Genomic DNA, 21,396 nt, shown 5'->3' on the forward strand with positions numbered 1-21,396 from the left:
GCACCCTTCAAGACCCTTCCCGACGGAGGATGCGATGCAGATGAGCGTCCCTTCCCGGCAGTTCGACCAGACGCAGGCCGACGGCCCCGTGCTGGCCCTCTCCGGCATCACCAAGACATTCCCCGGCGTGAAGGCGCTGGATGGCGTCTCGCTGGAGCTTTTCCCCGGCCAGGTCACCGCCCTGATCGGCGAGAACGGCGCCGGAAAATCCACCATCGTGAAGACGCTGACCGGCATCTACCAGCCCGACGCGGGCACGATCACGCTGGCCGGGCAGCCCGTCCGCTTTGCCACCGCGCAGGACGCCGCACGGGCGGGCATCACCGCGATCCACCAGGAAACCGTGCTGTTCGACGAACTCACCGTGGCGGAAAACATATTCATCGGCCACGCGCCGCGCACGCGGCTGGGCCTCATCGACTGGCCGACCCTGCGCAGCCGCGCCCGCGAAATCCTGACCCGCATCGACGCCGATCTCGACCCGGACACACCGCTGCGCGAGCTTGGCATCGCGTCGAAACACCTCGTAGCCATCGCCCGCGCACTGTCGGTCGACGCCCGCGTGGTGGTCATGGACGAACCCACCGCCGCCCTGTCCCACAAGGAGATCGAGGAGCTTTACGAGCTCGTCGACCGGCTGAAGGCCGAAGGCCGCGCCATCCTCTTCATCTCCCACAAGTTCGACGAGGTCTTTCGCATCGCAGACCGCTACACCGTTTTTCGTGACGGCACGCACGTCGGCTCCGGCCTCATGTCGGAGGTTTGCGAGGCGGACCTCGTACGCATGATGGTGGGCCGCGACGTCGACCAGATCTTTCCGGACCGGGTGCACAATCCCGGCGAGGACGTGCTTCAGGTCGTGGGCTACAGCCACCCGACCGAGTTCGCGGACATCGGCTTTACCCTCCGCCAGGGCGAGATTCTGGGCTTCTACGGCCTCGTCGGCGCGGGCCGGTCCGAGGTCATGCAGGCGCTTTTCGGCATCACCCGTCCGTCCAAGGGCGTGGTGAAGATCGGCGGGCAGATCAAGGTCATCCGCTCCCCCGCCGACGCAGTGGAGAACGGCATCGTCTACGTCCCCGAGGATCGCGGCCGGCAGGGCGCCGTCATCGGCCTGCCGATCTTCCAGAACGTCACCCTGCCCTCGCTGCGCCGCACCTCGAAAAACGGCTTCCTGCGACTGGCCGAGGAATTCGCGCTGGCCCGCCAGTACACCGAACGCCTTGACCTGCGGGCGGCCTCGCTGGATCAGGACGTGGGCAATCTCTCGGGGGGCAACCAGCAGAAGGTGGTGATCGCCAAATGGCTGGCCACCCGGCCCCGCGTCATCATCCTCGACGAGCCGACAAAGGGCATCGACATCGGATCAAAGGCCGCCGTGCACGCCTTCATGGCCGAACTCGCGGCGGAGGGCCTGTCTGTCATCATGGTCAGCTCGGAAATCCCCGAGGTGCTGGGCATGTCCGACCGCGTCATCGTCATGCGCGAAGGTCTGATCGCCGCTGAACTCGAGGGCGGCGACCTTACCCCCGAAACCCTCGTGCGCCACGCCGCAGGCATCGGCGCAGCCGCCGAGACAACCGCCGGAGACCGCGCATGACCCGCTTCCTGAAATCCCGCGAAGCCATGCTGACAGGCGCCATCCTGGCTCTGCTGGCGCTGATCGCCAGCCGCTTCCCCGGCTTCATCGCGCCCGGCAACCTGGCGCGCGTGTTCACCGATACCTCGCCGCTGCTGATCCTCGCGCTGGGACAGACGGTGGTGATCCTCACCCGCTGCATCGACCTGTCGGTTGCGGCGAACCTCGCGCTTTCGGGGATGGTCTGCGCCATGCTGAACGCCGCCTGGCCCGGCCTGCCCGTTCCGGTGATCCTTGCCGTGGCCGTCACGCTCGGCGCGATCATGGGCATGGCCAATGGCATCCTCGTCTGGAAACTCCAGATCCCGCCCATCGTGGTGACGCTGGGCACCATGACGATCTATCGCGGCATCATCTTCCTGATCTCCGATGGCGCATGGGTCAACGCGCACGAAATGAGCGCGGCCTTCACCGGCTTCCCGCGCGCCAGCCTGCTGGGCCTGCCGGTGCTCGCCTGGATGGGCATCCTCGCCACCGCCGGGGTGGCGCTGATGATCGCGCGCACACCGCTGGGCCGGGCCTTTTACGCGGTGGGCGGCAACCCGCATGCCGCCGTCTACACCGGGCTGTCCGTGGGCCGTACGCAGTTCTGGGCCTTCACCCTGTCGGGCGCGCTGGCGGGGCTGACCGGCTACCTCTGGGTGGCGCGCTACGCCGTGGCCTACGTCGACATCGCGGCGGGGTTCGAGCTTGAGGTCGTCGCCGCCTGCGTCATCGGCGGCATCTCCATCGCGGGGGGCGCCGGCACGATCCTCGGAACGTTGCTGGGCGCGCTTTTCCTCGGCATCGTCAAGAACGCGTTGCCGGTCGTCGACGTCTCGCCCTTCTGGCAGATGGCGATTTCCGGCAGCGCGATCATCGTCGCCGTGACCCTGAACACGCGCAGCGCCCGCACCAAGGGCCGCATCATCCTGCGCAGCGCCGAACACCGCGCGCCCGAAGGAGCCGCCGCATGACCGACCTTTCCGCAAACTCCGCCCCCCAGACCGCGCCGGGCCGCCATATCCCCGACCGCCTTCAAGGCCCCGGCGCCCGCCTTCTGGCCAGCTGGGAACTGCTGCTCCTGCTGGTGGCGGTGGCGATTTTCATCGCAAATTCATTGGCTTCGCCATACTTCCTCAACGCATGGAACCTCAGCGACGCCACTTTCAACTTCACCGAAAAGGCGATGATCGCCTTCGCCATGGCGCTGCTGATCATCGCGGGGGAAATCGATCTCTCGGTGGCCTCGATCATCGCGCTGGCCTCCACCGCCATGGGCGCGGCGGCCGTGGCCGGGTTCGGCATGCCCGCGCTGGTGCTGATCGGCCTCGTGACCGGGGTGCTGTGCGGCGCCTTCAACGGCGTGCTGGTGACGCGGCTGGGCCTGCCCTCCATCGTCGTGACCATCGGCACCATGAGCCTGTTTCGCGGCATCTCCTTCATCGTGCTGGGCGATGGTGCCTATCGCGGCTATCCGGCGGATTTCTCTTATTTCGGGCAGGGTTACGTGGTCTGGGTGATCTCCTTCGAATTCGTCCTCTTCGCCCTCCTCGCCGTGGCTTATCACGTCCTGCTGCACCGCAGCAATTTCGGCCGTGCGGTCTTTGCCATCGGCAACAACGCGACCGCCGCGCAGTTCTCAGGCATCCGGGTGGAACGGGTAAAGTTCATCCTCTTCCTGCTGACCGGGCTGATGTCCGGCGTTGCCGCCATCTGCCTGACCTCGCGCCTCGGCAGCACCCGGCCGTCGATCGCTGCGGGGATGGAGCTTGAAGTCGTCACCATGGTGGTGCTGGGCGGGGTCTCGATTCTCGGTGGCTCGGGGTCAATTCCGGGCGTTGTGATCGCCGCCTTCGTCATGGGTCTGGTGACCTTCGGGCTGGGCCTGCTGAACGTGCCCGGGATCGTCATGTCGATCTTCATCGGTCTCATGTTGATCGGCGTCATCGCGCTGCCCCGCCTGTGGCAAATGTGGAGGGGATGATGGAGAAACACGCCTTTGCCATGCAACTTCTTCCCGGCCGGGCCGAGGAGTACAAGCGCCGTCATGATGCCATCTGGCCCGAGCTTGTCACCCTCCTGAAGGAGGCCGGGATCTCCGACTACTCCATCCATCTCGACGAGAGCAGCGGGACACTCTTCGGGATACTCTGGCGGCGTGCGGATCACGGCATGGATGCCCTGCCCGACTCCCCCGTGATGCAGCGTTGGTGGGCGCATATGGCCGACATCATGCCGACCCACCCCGACAACGAACCCGTGGTCCGCCCGCTGGTCCCGATGTTCCACATGCCCTGAGGGATCATGACCCACGTCGCCGTCCTGGACATTGGCAAGACCAATGCGAAACTCGCGCTGGTCGAGACCGAGACCATGCAGGAACTGGCCGTTCTGACGCGGCCGAACACCGTCCTTCAAGGCCCCCCCTACCCGCATTTCGATACCGAAGCGCTATGGGCCTTCTTCCTCGCTGCGCTAAGGGAGGTCCACGCCGCACACGGGGTCGATCGGATCACCGTGACCACCCACGGCGCCTGCTTTGTGCTGCTGGGGGCCGGCGGGGGGATGGCCTGCCCGGTGCTGGACTACGAACACGACGGGCCTGACAGCATGGCCGCAGCCTACGACGCCCTGCGTCCGGACTTCGCTGACACCGGCTCCCCCCGCCTGCCACTGGGCCTGAACGCTGGCGCCCAGTTGCACTGGCTGCTGGAGACCCAGACGGGCCTGCGTGAGGCCACGGCGCAAGTGGTCAGCTACCCGCAATACTGGTCGGGGCGGCTAACGGGAGGTTTCGCAGCGGAACCGACCTCTCTGGGTTGTCATACCGACCTCTGGCTGCCCTCCGAGGGGCAGCTGTCGGACCTGCCGGACCGGCTGGGCCTGACCATGGCGCCGCTGATCGCCGCCGGGGCCGTGGCAGGAACCCTGACCGAGGACGTGGCCCGCGCCACCGGCCTGCCAAAGTCGACGCCGGTGCACTCCGGCATCCACGACAGCAATGCCTCCCTGCTGCCGCACCTGCGGGTGATGGAGGGGGCATTTTCAGTCGTGTCGACCGGCACATGGGTCATCAGCATGGCCGTGGGCGGCGCGACATCCGCGCTGGATCCCGCCCGCGATACGCTGGTTAACGTCAACGCGCTCGGTGGGGCGACGCCCTCTGCCCGCTTCATGGGCGGGCGCGAGTACGAGCTGATGAAGGGCGAAACGACCGCTCCGACCGAGTCCGACCGCACCCGCGTCCTGACAGGCGACCTGATGCTTCTGCCCGCCATCGAAGCGGCCTCCGGCCCCTTTGCGGGGCGGCGCGGCGGTTGGAGCGATCCCGCCATGACCCCCGGAGAAAAGGGCGCCGCGCTGTCGTGGTATCTGGCGCTGATGACAGCGGAATGCCAGCACCTGATCGGGGCCCGCGGACCTGTGGTGGTGGAGGGTCCCTTTGCCCGCAACGCCGATTACCTCGCCATGCTGGGGGCCTGCACGGGGCGGGCGGTGCTGATCTCGGCCAGCGCCACGGGCACCAGCGTCGGGGCCGCCCTGCTGGCCGATCCGCAGGCCCAGCCGCCGAAGGGTCGGCCCGTCGCCCCGCCCGCAGAGGCGGCGGCGCTGGCGGCCTATGGTCGGGCCTGGCGGGAGCGAACCGACCGACAACCGGCCCCACAGCCAGCCTGAACGTCAGCCAGAAAGGTGGCCGGAAGGCCTTGGGCCAGTCCGGCCGTCTTCCGCCTGCGGGTGGCTTGCGCCGTCCGGGGCGCGCCGCGGTCAGTCCTCGTCCAGATCGTCGAAGGCACCGGGGGAAAGCTCGGTCCAGAAGGCCTCGATCGCCTCGGCGTTCAGGCCGGACATCCAGCCATGCCGTTCGAAATCGTCGCGCAGCGTGCCGGAAAGCCGGGCCATGAAGAGGCTGCGGTCGGCGTCGCGCTGGGTGGGCTTGCGGGCCTGCGCCAGCGCCTGAATGCGTGCCAGCCGCCTGCCCCGCGGGCTGACAGGTTTCGCCGCGAAACCCTGCCCCCCACCCGAGGGAGGTTTCGCCGCGAAACCTCCTTCCGGCGGGGCACCGGGTGAGTAGTCATTCCTTAACGCGGCAGTAAGGTATCCTACCGGGTTCTTTACCCCACCCTGCCCCGCCACGAAGTCGATCTTGGCGCGTACGTGGTTTTCGCCGTGTTCCGTCATCCACTGCCGTGCCAGCCGGTCCGATACGCCGAGCGCGCGCAGCCGGGCGTAGACGTCGGACTTGCGCAAACCCTCGCCATCATCGAGGTCGAGGATCGACAACTGCGGGTTTTCCGCGATGCGAAAGCGGATTTCGGTAACCTGTCGGCCCAGCTTTTTCACTTCGGGCGTGACGACGATGTTGGAGGTCTTGTTGACCTCGGCCACGGCGGGTTTGATGATCTTGGCGTTGAGGTGCTTGTAGACCTCGTAATACGGCGAGTCCGCCACCCCCATCAGGCGGCGGAACAGGTCCAGCGACCACCAGCCCGTCGATCCCGTCCGCACGAAACGATAGCAGTTTTCATACAGCGCCAGCGCATGGCCGGAGGTGAACCGGCGCTGGATGTTGAGGTTGATCAGGGCAAAGACCTTTGGGTCGTGCAGCTTTTCCGCCAACGCCGGTGAATAGGCGTATTCACAGACGCCGCCCTTGAGCTTTGCGTAGGACAGCAGGGAGGAGACGCCCCATTCCTGTTCCCCCCTGGCGTCGAGCATGTCCCATTCCGCCACGGTTTCCGCGAGACCACGCAGCGATGCCTTGAGCGTGTCCATGTCGTTCGAATTGTAGCCGATCATCAGGCACAGCGTACGCGCGTCGATGCGGTGGCGGCTGGCGGAGGTCAGCGTGTCGTAGGCATTGAGCAGCAACACGTTCGACAGCTTGCGCTGCAACAGCGTCAGCTTGCCCGATACATGGATCGCGGCCACGTGCTTCTTGACCGCGCCACGGCGCAGCGGGCCGCTCAGATCGTCGCGGGGAATGTCGTCCATCTCGTGCCTCTCTGCCCGGCGTCGGGATCTGGTCCTGCCCCGTGTCGCCATCCGTTGCCAGTTCAGGCCAGTTCGGGCCAGTTCGCGCCCTGTTGGCGGCCCGCTCCGGAATCGCGCCCCGGTTGGCCCGTATTGTCCGGGAAAAGGTATCCCGTGACAAGCCTCCGGCTGGCACCTTTGGGTGCATCCTGTAAACGGGTGCCTTTGCCGGTCGGGGCAGCGATGGCCCATGGCGAAAGGTATCCGTTTACGGGTCGGTCAGGGGATCAGCGCGAATCGGGGCGACTCGGGGCTGGGGCGATCAGGGTCTAACATGGCTGTTTTCGGCGCTTATCCACAGGAGAACCGCGAATCGGAGCCCTTGATACCGGAAACGGGTTCCCTTCGCCCCGGGAACGGCGCCCCCTGATCCCGGAAGCGGGTGCCTGTGCAGTTGCAAGTATTTGGTATGACGGAAAAATCCAGACCGGAAAGATTCTAAATAATCAGAAAGAGTCTCAAACAATCCGCCTGTGTGGTGTATATTTTGATTGATGAGGGATGAAGGCGATTCACTCAGCCCCGCGCATGTGCCATAGTTTCCACGATATCGCGGCAAACAGCGAACATGACGAGGCGACATGGCACAGAAACCATCGGCAAAGCCGGACCTGCCCCCGTATTTCAACATCGACCCGGCGGCGGCTGCCGCGCGCTTGGCGGACCCTATCGATACGGCCCGGTTTGCCAAGGCAGCGGCCTTTGCCATGCGCGGGCGCGACGACCTGGCGAAACGCGGCTACGCGCCGGACGGGGCGAAGCGGCTGCGCAAGTTTTCCACCTGGGAGGTCTGCAAGTACCTGATCCCGGTGAACCCCGCCCACCTGCGGCGCGTGCTGCGGCAGAACCCGGACCTGCCGCAGGGCGAGGGCGAAGGCGGGTCGAAGTGGTTCACGCTCGAAGAGATCCTGTCCTTGCGCGATTTCTTTGCCGAGGAGGGCGCCAAGGGCAAGGAATACCGCGCCTGGAGGCCGGAAGGCCTGCCGGCGAAGGTGGTGGCGGTCGCCAACTTCAAGGGCGGGGTCGGCAAGACCTCAACCTGCGCGCATCTGGCGATGTCGGCGGCGCTGGACGGCTACAAGGTGCTGGTGATCGACCTCGACAGCCAGGGCTCCATGACCTCGATCATGGGCGGCACGGTGGAGGACGAATGGCAGACGGTCTTTCCCATGCTGGCGCGGGATTACGCGCTGAAACTGGTCGAAGAGAATCGGGTGCGCGAAGCGGAAGGGCAAACGCCTTACCAATTGGATGAGACACTGACCGCCGCGTTAGAGGTTTCGCCGCGAAACCTGGTTCAAAAGACCCACTGGCCGAACATCGACCTGATCGGCGCGCAGCTGAACCTGTATTGGGCGGAATTCCAGGTGCCGGTCTGGCGGATGCAGCTGCGGGGATGGGCGTTGTGGGATGCGCTGCTGAACGCGCTGGAGGAGGGCGGTATGCTGGACGACTACGACATCATCCTGCTCGATACGCCGCCCGCGCTGGGATATCTGACGATTAACGCGCTCTCGGCGGCGGATATCCTGCTCGTGCCGTTGGGCGCGTCGTTCCTGGAGTTCGATTCCACGGGGCGGTTTTTCGACATGATCTATTCGACCTTCGCCTCCATCGAAGAAGGCGAGAACCGCGCGCGGCGGCAGGGGGGGCTGCCGGAGATGCGGTTCGAATGGGACGCGGTGCGGGCGCTGGTGACGCGGTTCGACGCGGGCCAGCAGACCGATCTGGCGAACGTGATCCAGGCCTATTTCGGCGACTTCATGACGACCTACCGGCAGGAGGTGACGGCCATGGTGGGGCAGGCGGGAGAGATGGTGTCCGGCATTTACGAAACCGATTACCGCGACTTCAACCGCGACACCTATGTGCGTGGGCGCGAGACGTTCGACCGCACCTGGGCCGAGGTGAAGGAGGTGATCCTGGGCACCTGGTGGCGCGATCTGCAAATGGCGGAGAACGCGGGCCCGGAGGGTCCCGCGATGAACGAGGAGGCTGAGTGATGGCAAAGCGCAGAAAACTGGAGGCGCCCTCCGCGGAGGATCTGAGCCGGATCGAGGAGGAGTTTCGCCGCGAAACCTCCAAAGGGATCGTGAACGCACCGATCGCACAGGTGGCGGCAGAGACGGCTGCCCTGCACGAGACCCGATCGGCGCAGGATCGGGCGGCGGCTGCGAAGGACCGGTCGGATGCGGAGCGGCTGAGGGCGGCGGAGAAGGGCGGCCTCGTGATGCTGGAGGTGCCGCTGAGCGAGATCCGGCGCGATGCCATCGTACGCGACCGGGTGGTGATCGACGCGGCCGAACTCGAAGAACTGAAGCTGTCGATCATGAAGACCGGGCTGCGCCTGCCGATCGAGGTGTTTCCACTGGAGGAGGGCGCATTTCGCTACGGGCTTTTGTCCGGGTATCGACGGCTGATGGCGATGCAGCAACTGAGCGATTACTTCGGCGGGGAGAAACACGCCACGATCAAGGCCGTGGTGCGCGATCCTCAGGCCATGGGGGGCACCTTTGCCGCCATGGTCGAGGAGAATGAGATCCGCGCCTCCCTGAGCCATTTCGAACGCGGGCGGATCGCGGTGATCGCGGCGCAGCAGGGGGCCTTCGTGAACACCGAAGAGGCGGTGAACGCGCTGTTCCCGCAGGCGTCCAAGGCGAAGCGGTCCAAGATCCGGTCCTTTGCGCTGATCTTCGAGGAATTGGGCGACATGCTGTCCTTTCCCGACATGCTGAAGGAACGCGACGGTCTGCGCATGGCGGCGGCGCTGCGCGAGGGCGCAGAAGGGCGGCTGCGCGACGCGCTGGCCGAGGGCCGGGTCGAGACGCCCGAGGAAGAGGCCGCGCTGATCGCGGAGGCGCTGGACGGGGTGGAGCGCAAGGCCGACCCCAAAAAGGGCGGCCGCCCGAAGAAAGTCGCCAGCCCGCGCGTGCTGGACAACGGCGTACGGTTTCAGGCGGGCGAGGATGCGAACGGTTGGTATATCCGGCTGTCCGGGCGCGCGGTGGGGCGCGACACCATCGACGTGGCGATGAACGAGCTTGAGCGGATATTCGGCCCGCCGTCCAGGTGACTGGATGGTTTGACTGCCGGCGGGGCAGGGGGGGGGGGCGTCCTGTCTTAGCCCGCCGCGGTCAGCGGGTCGGCACGCCCTTTGTCCCGGTCAGCCGCTTCTGCGCGGCGATGCGGAAGGGGGCGTTGGGGCCGCCGTAACCGTCGTAGCCATCGACCCTCTGCACCACCTCGAAGAAGAAGCCGCCGCCGAAGGGGCGGGCGTAGAACTGGTAGAACCGGCCCTGCGCGTCTTCGTCGTAAAGGATGTGATGCGCCTTCAGCGCCGCGAGCGTCTCGGGCGAAAGGTCAAAGCGTGCGGCGAGATCGCGATAATAGTTTTCGGTCATCGGCAGCGGCGCAAATGCCCGATCCCCCATGGCGCGCGCGGTGGCGAGGATGTCGTCGCAAGCAAAGGCCACATGCTGCACCGCGCCGCCAAAGCTTTCGGCGAGGAAGGCCCCGGCCAGCGTGCGGTGGGTTTCCGCGCCGTTCAGCGTGATGCGCAGCGCGCCGTCGGGGCTGCGCAGGGCCTGGCTGCGCACCAGACCGTCGGGGTCGATCACATCGGCCAGCGGCGAGGGCGCGAGGTCGAAAAGCGTGGTGTAGAACAGCGACCATGACAGCATTTCATCGTAGCTCATGGTTTCGGCCAGGTGGTCGATGCGGGTCAGGCCCGCGTCGGGCTCTGGCGCGTCGATGGGGGTGAATTCCACCTGCCAGACCTTTGAAAGGCCGGTTTCCTCGTCAATGAAATGCAGCACTGAGGCACCGACGCTGCGGATTGCGGGGATGTCGAATTCGCCCGGTCCCACCGGCTGGTGAAAGAGTTCCGCGCCAAGCGCCTGAGCGCGGGTCACGGTATCGGACGCCCGTACCACCGACAGCCCCACGTCGCAGATCCCGGTGCCGCGTGCGGTCCATGCGTGGTCGGCGAAGCCGGTGGTTTCCTCGTTCAGGATGATGCGAATATCGCCCTGTTGCCAGAGGGTTACGGATTTCGCCACGTGGCGGGCGACCTGGGCAAAGCCCATGGCACGCAGAAGGTCGCGCAGCGCGTCCGCCTCGGCCCCTCGCGTGGCAAATTCGACGAAGGAGACGCCTGTGGTCGCCACGCGGGCGGGCAGGGCGGGCACGGTTGCAGCAATGTCGGGTTCCTGCCGCCGCACGTCGTCCATGAGGGCCACCAGCGAGCGGTGGCCGTCGCGGGCCAGCCCTTCGGGGCGTCCGCCGCGAAACTGGTCGTTGAAGATTTCGAGGCTGATCCAGCCGTCATAGCCCGTCGCGGCCACCGCGCGCATGAAGTCCGCCACGGCAAGGTCGCCTTCGCCCGGCATGTTGCGGAAGTGGCGCGACCAGTAGAGCAGGTCCATGTCGATCAGCGGCGCGTCGGCCAGCTGGACAAAGGTGATGCGGTCGCCGGGAATGCGGCGGATGGTATCGGGGTCGATGCGGCGCGCCAGCGTGTGAAAGCTGTCGAGGATCACGCCGACGTTGGGATGATCGGCGCGGCGCACGATTTCCCAGGCGTCGCGGTGGTCGTTGACGTGGCGGCCCCAGGCCAGCGCCTCGTACCCCACCTGGATGCCGTAGGGGCGGGCGATCTCGCCCAGTTCGGCAAAGTCGGCGGCGGCGCGGTCGATCCCGCCAAGCGCCTGCGGGTGGCAGGTGGAACAGATCAGGATACGGTCGGTGCCGAGCTCGGCCATGGTGTCGAACTTGTACCGCGCGCGGTCAAAGGCGCGGCGGCGCAGGTCGCCGGTCAGCCCTTCGAAGTCGCGGAAGGGCTGGAAGAGGGGAATTTCAAGCCCGTGGTCGCGGATCATGGCGCCGATTTCGCGGGCCGATCCCTCGTCCGCGATGAAGTCCTGTTCGAAGATCTCGATGCCGTCGAAACCGGCCTTCGCGATGGCGGCGAGCTTTTCGCGCAGGGTGCCGGATATGGAGACGGTGGCGATTGAGGTTTTCATGCGGGGTCCGCCGGGGCTGCGTCGAGGGCTGCGCGCAGGGCGCATTGGTCGAGAGGGCGGCCATCGGAGAAATGATCCCAGGCGTGCACGCCCTGCCAGAAGAAGAGCTCGAAGCCGGAGATGACCTGAAGGCCATTCGCCTGCGCGTCTTGCAGGAACGGCGTGTCGACCGGGGTATAGACCGCGTCAAAGGCCCAGTCCGCGCCCCCCATGTGCCGCGCGGGCAGTGGGGTGCCGCCATGGCCGACCATGCCGACCGGGGTGCCGTTCAGCAGGCCCTGAGCGCCTTTGGCGGCTTCTGCGGGGGCGGTCCAGGTGGAAATGCGCGTGGGTTTCCCGGCGGCGCGGAGGTCGGCGGCGAGCGTCTCGGCCTTTGCCGCGTCGCGGTCGAGCAGGCGGATCTCCTCGGCCCCGAGCGCCAGAAGCCCGAAGGCCAGCGCGCGGCCGACCCCGCCGGTGCCGATCAGGCAGGCGATGCCGGGGGGCGTGCTGCGCGCGGCGCGGTAGGCGGCGACAAAGCCGCTGTAATCGGTGTTGAACCCCTGCGGGCCGTCGGCATCGAACAGCACGGTGTTCACCGCGCCGATGGCGGCGACCAGCGGATCGGCGGTCGTGACCTTCTTCGCCGCGCGTTCCTTGTAGGGGTAGGTGACGTTGATGCCGCGATAGCGGCGCGCGGGGCACTTGCCAAAGAGGATGTCGAAGGCCTCGCCCATCTCGGCCGGAACGAGGCGGTCGTATTGCACGGCCAGTCCGGACTGCTCCCCTGCGAGGCGGTGCAGCAGGGGGGCGCGGGATCTGGCGATATTGTCACCGATGAGGCCGAGTTTGAGGCCGGGAGTCGCGTCGGGGCTGGGCATGGTGGTTCCTTCGGAGTCTTGGGGGGAGTCTGGGGCGGCCTTCGCGTAACGTCAAATACCCAGATTTCATTCCGATGAACACGAAGTTATTTCCGGGGCGGGGCGGCGCGCAGCCATGGGCCGTCCTCCACCGCCTTCGCGAGCTCGCTCCGGAACTGTCCGATGGCGTATTCGGCGAAACCCGACAGAACGCGGCCCTTCTTGCGCACGACATGCACGCCGACGGAGGTTTCCTCCGCCAGCGGGCGGCGGGTGACGCCGGGCATATAGACCTCCGACACGGAGAATTCGTCGATCACGGCAACGCCCAACCCGTGCCGCACGAGGCTGACCAGCGTCTGCGCAAAGCGGCCGCGCATGGCGTGGCGGGGCGTCAGGCCCTCGCGTTCGAAAGGGCGGGCCAGCAGTTGGCCATAGGGGTCGGCGGGGTCGATGCCGATAAGCGGCTCGGCGATCAGGTCGTGCACGGAGACAGCGGTCCGCGCCGCCAGCGGGTGCCCGTCGGGCATGATGGCCACCAGCCGCCCCTCGGCGATCTGTTCGTTTTCCATGGCGGCATTGGGGATGGGGGAACTCATCACCACGAATTCGCCCCGCTCCAGAAGGAGGTAATCCACGGTCTCCTCTATCTTCAGGATATTGAGGTCGATGAAGAGGTCGGCGTATCGCGCGCGCATCCGTTGCATGACACGGGCGGCGATGAATTGCGCAACGGACGGTGCGGAGGCAATGGCGAGGCGGACGTCCTCGCCCTCCTGCAGGGCGCCGACCGCCTGGTGCAGGTGTTCGACGCCACGGTAAACGGCCCGGATCTGGTCAAAGACGCGGGCGGCCTCCATCGCAGGAACGAATAACCCGGCCTTGCGCTCGAACAGGCGGATGCCAAGCGATTCCTCGGTGTGCTTTACCAGACGGCTGATACCGGGGGCGGAGACATGCAGCATGGCGGCGGCACCGTTGATGGTGCCGGTCAGCATCACGGCGCGGATAACTTCGATCTGCCGCAGGGTCATTTCCGCCATGGAGGCCTCCCGGTCATGGCGGTTAACATGAGGGTATCCCAGAGGCCCCGCAAGCAGGCGATGTTACGTCATGCCAGGAACAGCACCCCGGCCAGCACGATGGCGGCGATAAAGGCCGTTTCGAGGAAGATCAGCACCACTGATTGCGGCGGCACGGAGAGGATGCGCTTGAGGTCGGTCTTCATGCCCACCGCGGCGATGGCCGTCAGCATGGCCCATTTGGACAGCGCCCAGAGCGTCGCCTGCGCGACGGCGGGAAGCCAGCCCAGCGAGTTGACGAAGGCGAGGACGAGGAAGGCCAGGACAAAGGCGGGCAGGGCAGGGGGGCGCTTGTCGGCGGTGGTGTCCTCGACCCCGGCGCGGCGCAGCGCGACAGTGAGCACCAGGACGAAGGGCGCCAGCAAGGAAACGCGGATGAGTTTCACGGTGGTGGCGGTCTCGCCCACGGATTCGGAGACGGAGAAGCCTGCGCCGACCACCTGTGCCACGTCATGGATCGTGCCGCCGAGAAAGATACCGGATTGCAGGTCGGTCAGGCCCAGGAGGTTGGACAGGATCGGGTAGACCACCATGGCGACGGTCGACAGCAGCGTGACCCCGAAGACGGTAAAGCTGAGGTTGCGTTCGCTCAGGTCGTTGCGCGGCAGCACGGCAGCGATGGCCATGGCGGCGGAGGCACCGCAGATCGACACGGAACCCGCCGTCAGGATCGCCAGCCGCCAGCCGCGTCCCAGCAGACGCGCCGCCAGCCAGCCGAACGCCATGGTGGCCAGCAGCGCGGCCACGATCAGCCCCACCACCTGAAGCCCCAGCTGGGCGAAGACCTCGAAGGAGATGCGCGCGCCCAGCAGCGCCACGCCAAGGCGCAGCACCGTGCGCGCGGCAAGGCCGATGCCGGGGGCGCACCGTTCGCCGTCCTCCACGAGGAAGTGCAGCGAGAGTCCCATCAGGAGCGCCATCAGCATGGCAGGCGCGCCGTAGTGGTCGGACAGGAACTGCGCCGCCAGCGCCGCCAGCGCGCAGACCAGCAGGCCGGGCCAAAGCGTGTCGGCGCGGTGCAGGAGCCCCTTGAGGCGGGGCGCTGCGAGTGTCGGGTCGGTCATGTGCAGTCCTTCAGTACAGCAGCCCGCGCGGCAGCGGGACCATGAGCGCCTCGCGGAAGCCCATGGTAAAGATCACGATCACCGCCGCCGTGCTGATCCCGAGGATCACCCAGCCGCGTGCGCTGCGGCGGTCGTGTTCGGCGCAGAGCATCAGCCCCGCCGCCATGACGATACCCGCGGCGGCAAAGCCCAGCACCGGCGCCAGCGCGATGCCCGCCGCCATGGCGAGGGGGACGCCCGCCCGACGCGGCAGGGAGCCGGAGGAGCGGTCCTCGACCACGCGGCGGGTCAGGATCGTTTCCAGCGCGGCCAGCCCGCACAGCACCAGCATGCCGGTGGCGATGGTGCGCGGGAACACGGCCGCCTCCAGGTTCAGGGTGGAGCATTGCCACAGGGCGATAATGGCGACCGCCGCCATGGTGCCGATACCCGCGAGGTCGCGCAGGATGGCGGCGCGGCTGGCGGGGTCGGAGGCCTCGGATTTCTCCGGCATGGCCTCTTCGCCGCCGCGTTTCAGGATGCGTTTCAGCGCTGGCATGAAGGGGTAGAGGAAGCTCATCGCGGTCAGAGCGATGATGACCATGGACAGCGGCCGGCCAAAGAACTGCCCGGAGACGGAGCCCATTGCCTCGCCGATGGTCCAGCTCTGGACGAAGCCCTCTTCGGCGATGCGGCCGAGGATCAGCCCCAGCACGATGGGCGAGACGGCGAAGCCGCGCCGGTTCGCCACCCAGCCGACAATGCCCAGCACCAGCATGATGCCCACGTCCGACAGGCTGTTGCGGATCGCAAAGCTGCCGATGATGGTCATGAAGGCCACCACCGGCACCAGCCCGGCCTTTGGCGCGCGCACAATGGAGCCATAGGCAAAGCGCCCGATCAGCAGGCCCACGGGCAGCATAAGCAGCGTGGCGAGGAACAGGCCGAAGATGAAGGTGTAAACGATGCTCGACCCTTCGTTGAAAAGCGTGGGGCCGGTGCGGACGCCCTGTACCAGCAGCGCGCCGAGGATGACCGCATCGGGCGGCGTGCCGGGAATGCCCAGCACCAGTGTCGGGATGAAGCCGCCGCCCACGGTGGCGTTGTTGGCGGATTCCGTGGCGACGATGCCGCCGGGGTTGCCCCTGCCGTAGGGCGGCTGGCGGCGGTCGGAGCGGCGCGCCTCGGAATAGGCGACGAGCCCGGCGATGGAGCCGCCCGCGCCGGGCAGGGCGCCGACCAGCGTGCCGATGACCGAACTGCGCAGCAGGTTTACCTTCTGACGCATGACGGTGGCAAAGGCTTCGGGCAGGCGGAAGCCGCGCGTGGCCTCGGGTTCCTGAAGGTGGCGTTCTGAGCGCGCGGCGAGTTCGATCAGAACCGGAACGCAGTAGAGGCCGATCAGCGCGGAAACGGTTTCGATCCCGCCCAGAAGCGTGGTCGAACCGAAGGTAAACCGCACCTCGCCGGAGATTTCCGACACGCCGATCATGGCGATGAGAATGCCGAAGGCGGCGCCGATCAGACCTTTGAGGAAATCGCGGGTCGACAGCGCGGCGATCAGCGACAGGCCGAAGATGGCCAGCCAGAAGTATTCGACGGGGCCAAAGGCCAGCGCGGCGGTGGCCAGCGGTGGGGCGAGAAGCAGCAGCGCGGCGGCACCGATCAGCCCGCCCACCAGCGAAGCGAGGCAGGCGATGGTCACGGCCAGGTCGCCGTCGCCGCGTTTCGCCATGGGGTAGCCGTCGAAGGTGGTGCCGATGGCCGAAGGCGTGCCGGGCGTGTTCAGCAGGATGGCGGCATAGGCGCCGCCATAGATCGCGCCGGTGTAGATCGCGCCCAGCAGGATCAGCGCGCTTTCGGGGGTCATGCCGAAGGTGATCGGCACCAGGACCGCCACGGCCATGGTCGCGGTCAGGCCGGGCACGGAACCGATGATCGTGCCCGCGGCCACGCCGGCGAAGGCCAGCAGGATATTGAGCGGCGTCAGTGCCGCAAAGAGGTAGTCGAGCATGGGTCGGGCATCCGTCGGGGCTATGTCTGGGCAGCCGGATCTGGGCAGCCGGATCTGGGCTGGGTCGGCTTCGGCGGGGCGTGCGCGGGCAGGGGTATCCCGCCCGCGCGGTGCCCTGGGGGATGTGCCGGGGTGAACTGCACGTCCCGCAGGGCAGGGTCAGTCGATCACCGCCAATCGATTACCGTCAATCGATGACGCCGGCGGCGCGGGCGGCGGGGATGAATTCATCGGCCTTGGCCTTCATCCACGCGTCCATTTCCTCGCCGTATGCGACGTCGGTCAGGGCAAAGCCCCCGTCGAGCATCTTCTTCTGGAACTCCGGGTCGGCGTTGATCTTGCCGATGGTGTCGGACACCGCCCGACGGGTTTCCTCGGAGGCGTCCCTGGGCACGGCGATGCCGCGATAGGCCCCGGAAACGAGGTCATAGCCCAGTTCCCGGAAAGTCGGCACGTCGGGGAACGCGGGGTGGCGGTCCTCCATGGCGACGGCCAGCAGGCGCACCTGATCGCCCTGGCCCACGCCGACGGTGGTATAGCCCCATTCGGCCGCGACCTGACCGCCCAGCATGGCGGTGACGGCGGCTGCGGTGCCCTTGAAGGCGACGTAGGTGGTTTCCACCTCGGCCATCTGGTCGAAACGGATCGCGGCGAGATGGTTCGCCGTGCCCTTGCCCGATCCGGAGAAGGTGATCTTCCTGGGGCTCTCCTTCGCCGCCGCGATCAGGTCGTCCAGCGTCTGGAACGGGCTGTCGGTGGGCACCACGATGGCGTCGGGCGTGTAGTGAAAGATGTAGACGCCGGTGATGTCGTCGGTCTGGTAGCCGACATTGCCCTGCTGCGGTTGCAGGATGATGTGGGGCAGGTTGATCCCCATGATCACCGACCCGTCGGCGGCCATGGAATTCAGCTGCGACCAGCCCACGGCGCCGCCGCCACCGGGCTTGTAGGACACCACGAGCTGTTCGTCGTAGAGCGCTTCGAAGAAGGGCTGCTGCATCCGGGCGGTGATGTCGGATTCGCCGCCCGGTCCGAAGGGGATGATGTATTCCACCTGGCCCGGCGGGAATTCCTGCGCCGCTGCGGGCAGCGACAGGGTAATGGCCGCAAGGCTTGCGATGATGGTCTTTCTCATGGGGTCTCCTCCCTTGGATGTGGCCTTGGATATGGCCTTTGGATGTGGACCCGGAACCTCCTCCGCTCCGGGTGTCTTGGGGCGTCCCGGCTCCGCTGCGCGGCCCGGGCTTCTTGGTCTCGGTGTTCTCAGCGGATCAGCGCGTCGACCTCCTCCATCAGGTGTCCGGGGACAGTGACATGCGTCGCATCGCGCGCGGTCAGGCGGCGGCTGCCGGGCAGGCGGGTGCCGTCCTGCGCGAGGATCGCGCTGATCAGCCCTTCGAGGCGTTCGCCGAAGCCCGGCGCGTGCGACAGGTCGAACGCGAGGATCATCTGCCCGACGCCGGGCGGCGGTCCGTCCGCGTCGAAGAAGCTTGACGCCTCGTCGGAGCGGTTGGCGCCGGTGACGAGGGCGGCGAGGATTTCGACCACCAGCGCCAGCGCGGCGCCCTTGGCATCGCCTGCGGGCACCATGGTGCCCTTCAGCCCCTGCGCGGGGTCGGTGGTCGGGCGGCCCTCGGGGTCGAGCGCCCAGCCTTCGGGGATCGGCTGGCCGGCCTTCGAGGCGGCCATGACCTTGCCGCGCGCGACCTTTGACAGAGACAGGTCGATGACCAGCGGCGGCTGGCCGGGGCGCGGCGCGGCAAAGGCGATGGGGTTGGTTCCGAACAGGGCGCGATTGCCGCCCCAGGGGGCCATGGCCTGCGGTGTGTTGGCGACCATCAGCGCGGCAAGCCCCGCCTCCGCCAGCCGTTCCACATGCGCGCCAAGCTGGCCGCAATGGTGCGAGCGGCGGATAGCGGCCATGGCGACGCCGGTTTCGGGGGCCATGCGGATCAGCTCCGCGATGGCAAGGTCGACCGCCGGGAAGGCAAATCCGTTCGCGGCGTCCACGTCCAGCCGCGCGCCGTGGCGGGTGGACGTGGGGCGGGCGTGGCCCGCGACCTTGCCCGAGGCCACCTGCGCCGCGTAGGAGGCGACGCGCGAAAACCCGTGCCCCTTCTGGCCGTCGATCTCCGCCGCGACCAGCGCGCGTGCCACGCTGTGCGCGTTGTCGGGGGCGGTCCCGGCGGATTGCAGCGCGCGGGCGATGAGGGTTTCCGCCTCGGGCCGGGTCAGCTGAGCATCAGGCCGGATGCGTTGCGCGTCAGGCGGGGGCATGAGTCAGGGCCTCCTTCACGTTCTCGACGGTCAGGCGGCTGACGCGGATATTGGCCTCCTGGGTGACGCCTGCGATGTGCGGCGTCAGGATCAGGTTCGGCACGCCGGCGAATATGCGGCCCGCCTCGGCGGACAGGGGTTCGGTGGCAAAGACATCGAGCGCCGCGCCCCCCAGCCGCCCCAGCTTCAGCGCCTGTGCCAAAGCGGCTTCGTCGATCACTCCGCCGCGCGCGGTATTGATGACCACGGCGCCGGGCTTCATCCCGGCGATGGCCTCTGCCCCGATCAGGTCGCGGGTGGCATCGGTGAGAGGGACATGCAGCGACACCACGTCCGCCAGCGCCAGCAGGTCCGGCAGCGTGCAGCGTTGAACGCCCTGCCACGCCGGGTCGTTCTCTGAGAGGTAGGGATCAAAGGCCGCGATCGTCATTCCAAGCGCGCGGGCACGGTCCGCCACGGCGCGGGCGATGCCGCCGTAACCCACCAGCCCCATCACACGGCCCGATGCCTCGCCGCCGATCAGGGCGTTGCGCGGCCAGTCGCCGGCGATCATTGCCGCGTTTGACGCATAGGCCCCGCGCAGCAGCACCAGCGCCGTGGTGATGACGTATTCCGCCACCGACAGCGTGTTCGCCCCGGTCGCGGGCCGCACCGCCACGCCGCGCATCATGCAGGCGCCCATGTCGATATTGTCCAGCCCGACGCCCAGCCGCCCGATCACCTTCAGCGACGGCGCGGCGTCCAGCACGGCGGTGTCCACCTGCGTGCGGTTGCGCACGATCAGCCCGTGGGTGCCGGGAAGCGCCGCAAGCAGCGCCTCCCGGTCGTCCACCAGCGTCGGATCGTAGAGCACCTCGATCCCCTCGCCAAAGGCGGCGAGGGCATCCTGGTCCATGAACTCCGATACGACGACGCGCATCAGGCGGACCGGTAGAGTTTCGTCAGCGAGAACTCCCGGTGTCCCAGTGCCTCGGCGGCGGTGAGGCGGCCGTTGGCGGTGCGGGCAATCATCTCGATCAGGGCGTCGCCGGCTTCGTCGATGGTTTGCTCGCGGGTCAGCACGCCGGTCACGTCCACGTCGATGTGTTCCGACATGGTGCGCAGGGTGCGCGGGTTGCCGGAAATCTTGATGACCGGAACGATGGGGTTGCCCACCACATTGCCCTGCCCGGTGGGGAAGGTGTGGATGACGTAGCCCGCCGCCGCCATCAGCGTGACGCATTCCGCCGCCGCGGAGGAGGTGTCCATGAAATAGAGCCCGGGCCCCTTTTGGGGCGCCACGGCAGGGCCCATGGCGTCGATGTAGGAGGAGGTGCGGCCGATCTTTTCGAGGTTGCCGAGCGCCTTTTCCTCGATCGTGGTCAGGCCGCCGAGGATATTGCCCTTTGTCGGCTGGCTGTCCGACAGGTCGGAGGTCTTGTAGGGTTCGATCACCTCGTCCTGATAGGCCTGGAAGATCTTCATGAAGGCGGCGGCGGCCTCGGGCGTGGCGGCGCGTTTTTCGCAGATGTGTTCCGCGCCGGTGATTTCGGAGGTTTCCCCAAAGCAGCCGTAGATGCCTTCGGGCAGCAGCTTGTCGTACATGTTGCCGACGGTGGGGCAGGACGACAGGCCAGTGGTGGTATCGCTTTCGCCGCACTTTGTGGAAATCCACAGATCGGAGACCGGGCATTCCTCCTTTTGCAGTTCGGTGGCCCACTGCACGTATTCCTTGGCCTTCCAGCTGGCCTGGCGGATCGCCTCGAAATCACCCTTCTGCTCGATGGAAATGCCGGTGACCGGCTTGCCGGTCGCGGCGATGCCGTCGACGATGATCTGCGTCCACTCGGGTTCGATGCCGATGACGACGACGGCGGCCACGTTGGGGTTCGCGCCGGTGCCGATGATGGTGCGGAAATGCAGGTCGAGATCCTCGCCGAACTGCAGTCGCCCGTAGGCGTGCGGAATGGCCAGCGTGCCCTTCACGTTGTTGGCGACAGCCTCGCAGGCGGCGTTCGAGATGTCGTCGACGGGCAGGATCAGCACGTGGTTGCGCACGCCCACGCGGCCGTTTTCGCGGCGCCAGGCGTTGACGGTCATGGATTTGAAATCAAAGGGCATGGGTCACCACCGTTTCGTCTTGCAGTTGTGGGTGTGGACGTGCTCGCCCACGGAGGCGGGGCCCACCATGCGGCCGATGTCTTCGCCGTATTTCATCACCGTGTCGCCCTCGGACAGGTCGGTCAGGGCGACCTTGTGACCGATGGGGATGTCGGCCTTCGCCGTCACGGTGAAATCGGAATTGTCGGCGGTGACGACGCCGAGCATCTCGGTGCCCGCTGTCAGCCCTTCGACCACCACGACACCGACGTTGTCGGTGTGATCGTGTTTCAGAAGATGTGGTTTGCCCACGGTCTGGTCCTCCTCGTTGTCCGTCATTTGTTGACGAGTCGGTAACATGTACACTTAGTCTTATACAAGACATAATG

The 21,396-nt window shown here is 67.0% G+C and carries 18 protein-coding genes; 7 read left to right on the forward strand and 11 right to left on the reverse strand.

Translation table 11 applies throughout. The annotated features are described in order from the left end of the window. The first annotated feature begins 40 nt into the window (after positions 1–40). Genes J5474_RS20930 through J5474_RS20950 form a run of 5 tightly spaced genes read left to right on the forward strand, consistent with a single transcriptional unit; the run spans position 41 to position 5,296 of the window. Positions 41–1,600, forward strand: a complete 1,560-nt coding sequence (locus J5474_RS20930; protein ID WP_425342907.1) for a sugar ABC transporter ATP-binding protein — start codon at positions 41–43, stop codon at positions 1,598–1,600. After that, positions 1,597–2,595 (forward strand): ABC transporter permease, encoded by a 999-nt coding sequence (locus tag J5474_RS20935; protein ID WP_209363748.1) that lies wholly within the window; start codon positions 1,597–1,599, stop codon positions 2,593–2,595. The genes J5474_RS20930 and J5474_RS20935 overlap by 4 nt, the downstream gene beginning before the upstream one ends. Continuing rightward, positions 2,592–3,605, forward strand: a complete 1,014-nt coding sequence (locus J5474_RS20940) for an ABC transporter permease (RefSeq protein WP_209363750.1) — start codon at positions 2,592–2,594, stop codon at positions 3,603–3,605. The genes J5474_RS20935 and J5474_RS20940 overlap by 4 nt, the downstream gene beginning before the upstream one ends. Then, on the forward strand, positions 3,605–3,919 hold the full coding sequence (rhaM, locus tag J5474_RS20945) for an L-rhamnose mutarotase (protein ID WP_209363752.1): 315 nt from the start codon (positions 3,605–3,607) through the stop codon (positions 3,917–3,919). Before J5474_RS20940 ends, rhaM begins: the two co-directional genes overlap by 1 nt. Before the next feature lie 6 nt (positions 3,920–3,925). Further along, positions 3,926–5,296, forward strand: a complete 1,371-nt coding sequence (locus J5474_RS20950; RefSeq protein WP_209363754.1) for an FGGY-family carbohydrate kinase — start codon at positions 3,926–3,928, stop codon at positions 5,294–5,296. Positions 5,297–5,386: 90 nt separating this feature from the next. Here the strand turns inward: J5474_RS20950 and J5474_RS20955 are convergent, their stop codons facing one another. Continuing rightward, on the reverse strand, positions 5,387–6,613 hold the full coding sequence (locus J5474_RS20955; RefSeq protein WP_209363755.1) for a replication initiation protein: 1,227 nt from the start codon (positions 6,611–6,613) through the stop codon (positions 5,387–5,389). A gap of 620 nt (positions 6,614–7,233) precedes the next feature. Between J5474_RS20955 and J5474_RS20960 the strand changes: the two genes are divergently transcribed. Beyond that, on the forward strand, positions 7,234–8,655 hold the full coding sequence (locus tag J5474_RS20960) for an AAA family ATPase (protein WP_209363756.1): 1,422 nt from the start codon (positions 7,234–7,236) through the stop codon (positions 8,653–8,655). Further along, positions 8,655–9,725, forward strand: coding sequence for a ParB/RepB/Spo0J family partition protein (locus J5474_RS20965; protein WP_209363757.1), 1,071 nt, complete (start codon positions 8,655–8,657; stop codon positions 9,723–9,725). Before J5474_RS20960 ends, J5474_RS20965 begins: the two co-directional genes overlap by 1 nt. Positions 9,726–9,786: 61 nt before the next feature. Here the strand turns inward: J5474_RS20965 and J5474_RS20970 are convergent, their stop codons facing one another. From J5474_RS20970 to J5474_RS21015, 10 genes are all read right to left on the reverse strand, one after another. Continuing rightward, a complete protein-coding gene (locus J5474_RS20970) occupies positions 9,787–11,673 on the reverse strand; it encodes a bifunctional sugar phosphate isomerase/epimerase/4-hydroxyphenylpyruvate dioxygenase family protein (protein WP_209363758.1) in 1,887 nt (628 codons plus the stop codon). Next, complete coding sequence (locus J5474_RS20975) at positions 11,670–12,533, reverse strand: shikimate dehydrogenase family protein (protein WP_209363759.1); 864 nt, start codon at positions 12,531–12,533, stop codon at positions 11,670–11,672. Before J5474_RS20975 ends, J5474_RS20970 begins: the two co-directional genes overlap by 4 nt. Positions 12,534–12,619: 86 nt before the next feature. Then, entirely contained in the window at positions 12,620–13,555 is a 936-nt protein-coding gene (locus J5474_RS20980; protein ID WP_209363762.1) for a LysR substrate-binding domain-containing protein, read from the reverse strand. 68 nt (positions 13,556–13,623) lie between these two features. Further along, positions 13,624–14,658, reverse strand: a complete 1,035-nt coding sequence (locus tag J5474_RS20985; RefSeq protein WP_209363764.1) for a YeiH family protein — start codon at positions 14,656–14,658, stop codon at positions 13,624–13,626. A gap of 10 nt (positions 14,659–14,668) precedes the next feature. After that, the gene (locus J5474_RS20990; protein WP_209363766.1) at positions 14,669–16,651 is read right to left on the reverse strand and encodes a tripartite tricarboxylate transporter permease; all 1,983 of its coding nucleotides are present in this window, start codon (positions 16,649–16,651) and stop codon (positions 14,669–14,671) included. 187 nt (positions 16,652–16,838) lie between these two features. Next, on the reverse strand, positions 16,839–17,786 hold the full coding sequence (locus J5474_RS20995) for a Bug family tripartite tricarboxylate transporter substrate binding protein (protein ID WP_209363769.1): 948 nt from the start codon (positions 17,784–17,786) through the stop codon (positions 16,839–16,841). 128 nt (positions 17,787–17,914) lie between these two features. Further along, positions 17,915–18,928 (reverse strand): Ldh family oxidoreductase, encoded by a 1,014-nt coding sequence (locus J5474_RS21000; protein ID WP_209363771.1) that lies wholly within the window; start codon positions 18,926–18,928, stop codon positions 17,915–17,917. Then, a complete protein-coding gene (locus J5474_RS21005; protein WP_209363773.1) occupies positions 18,915–19,847 on the reverse strand; it encodes a hydroxyacid dehydrogenase in 933 nt (310 codons plus the stop codon). Before J5474_RS21005 ends, J5474_RS21000 begins: the two co-directional genes overlap by 14 nt. Further along, positions 19,847–21,028: a UxaA family hydrolase gene (locus J5474_RS21010; RefSeq protein ID WP_245216627.1), complete on the reverse strand. Its 1,182-nt coding sequence runs from the start codon at positions 21,026–21,028 to the stop codon at positions 19,847–19,849. The genes J5474_RS21005 and J5474_RS21010 overlap by 1 nt, the downstream gene beginning before the upstream one ends. Before the next feature lie 3 nt (positions 21,029–21,031). Continuing rightward, complete coding sequence (locus tag J5474_RS21015; RefSeq protein ID WP_209363775.1) at positions 21,032–21,346, reverse strand: UxaA family hydrolase; 315 nt, start codon at positions 21,344–21,346, stop codon at positions 21,032–21,034. Positions 21,347–21,396 lie beyond the last annotated feature (50 nt).

Source organism: Sagittula salina, assembly GCF_017813235.1.
GTDB lineage: Bacteria > Pseudomonadota > Alphaproteobacteria > Rhodobacterales > Rhodobacteraceae > Sagittula > Sagittula salina.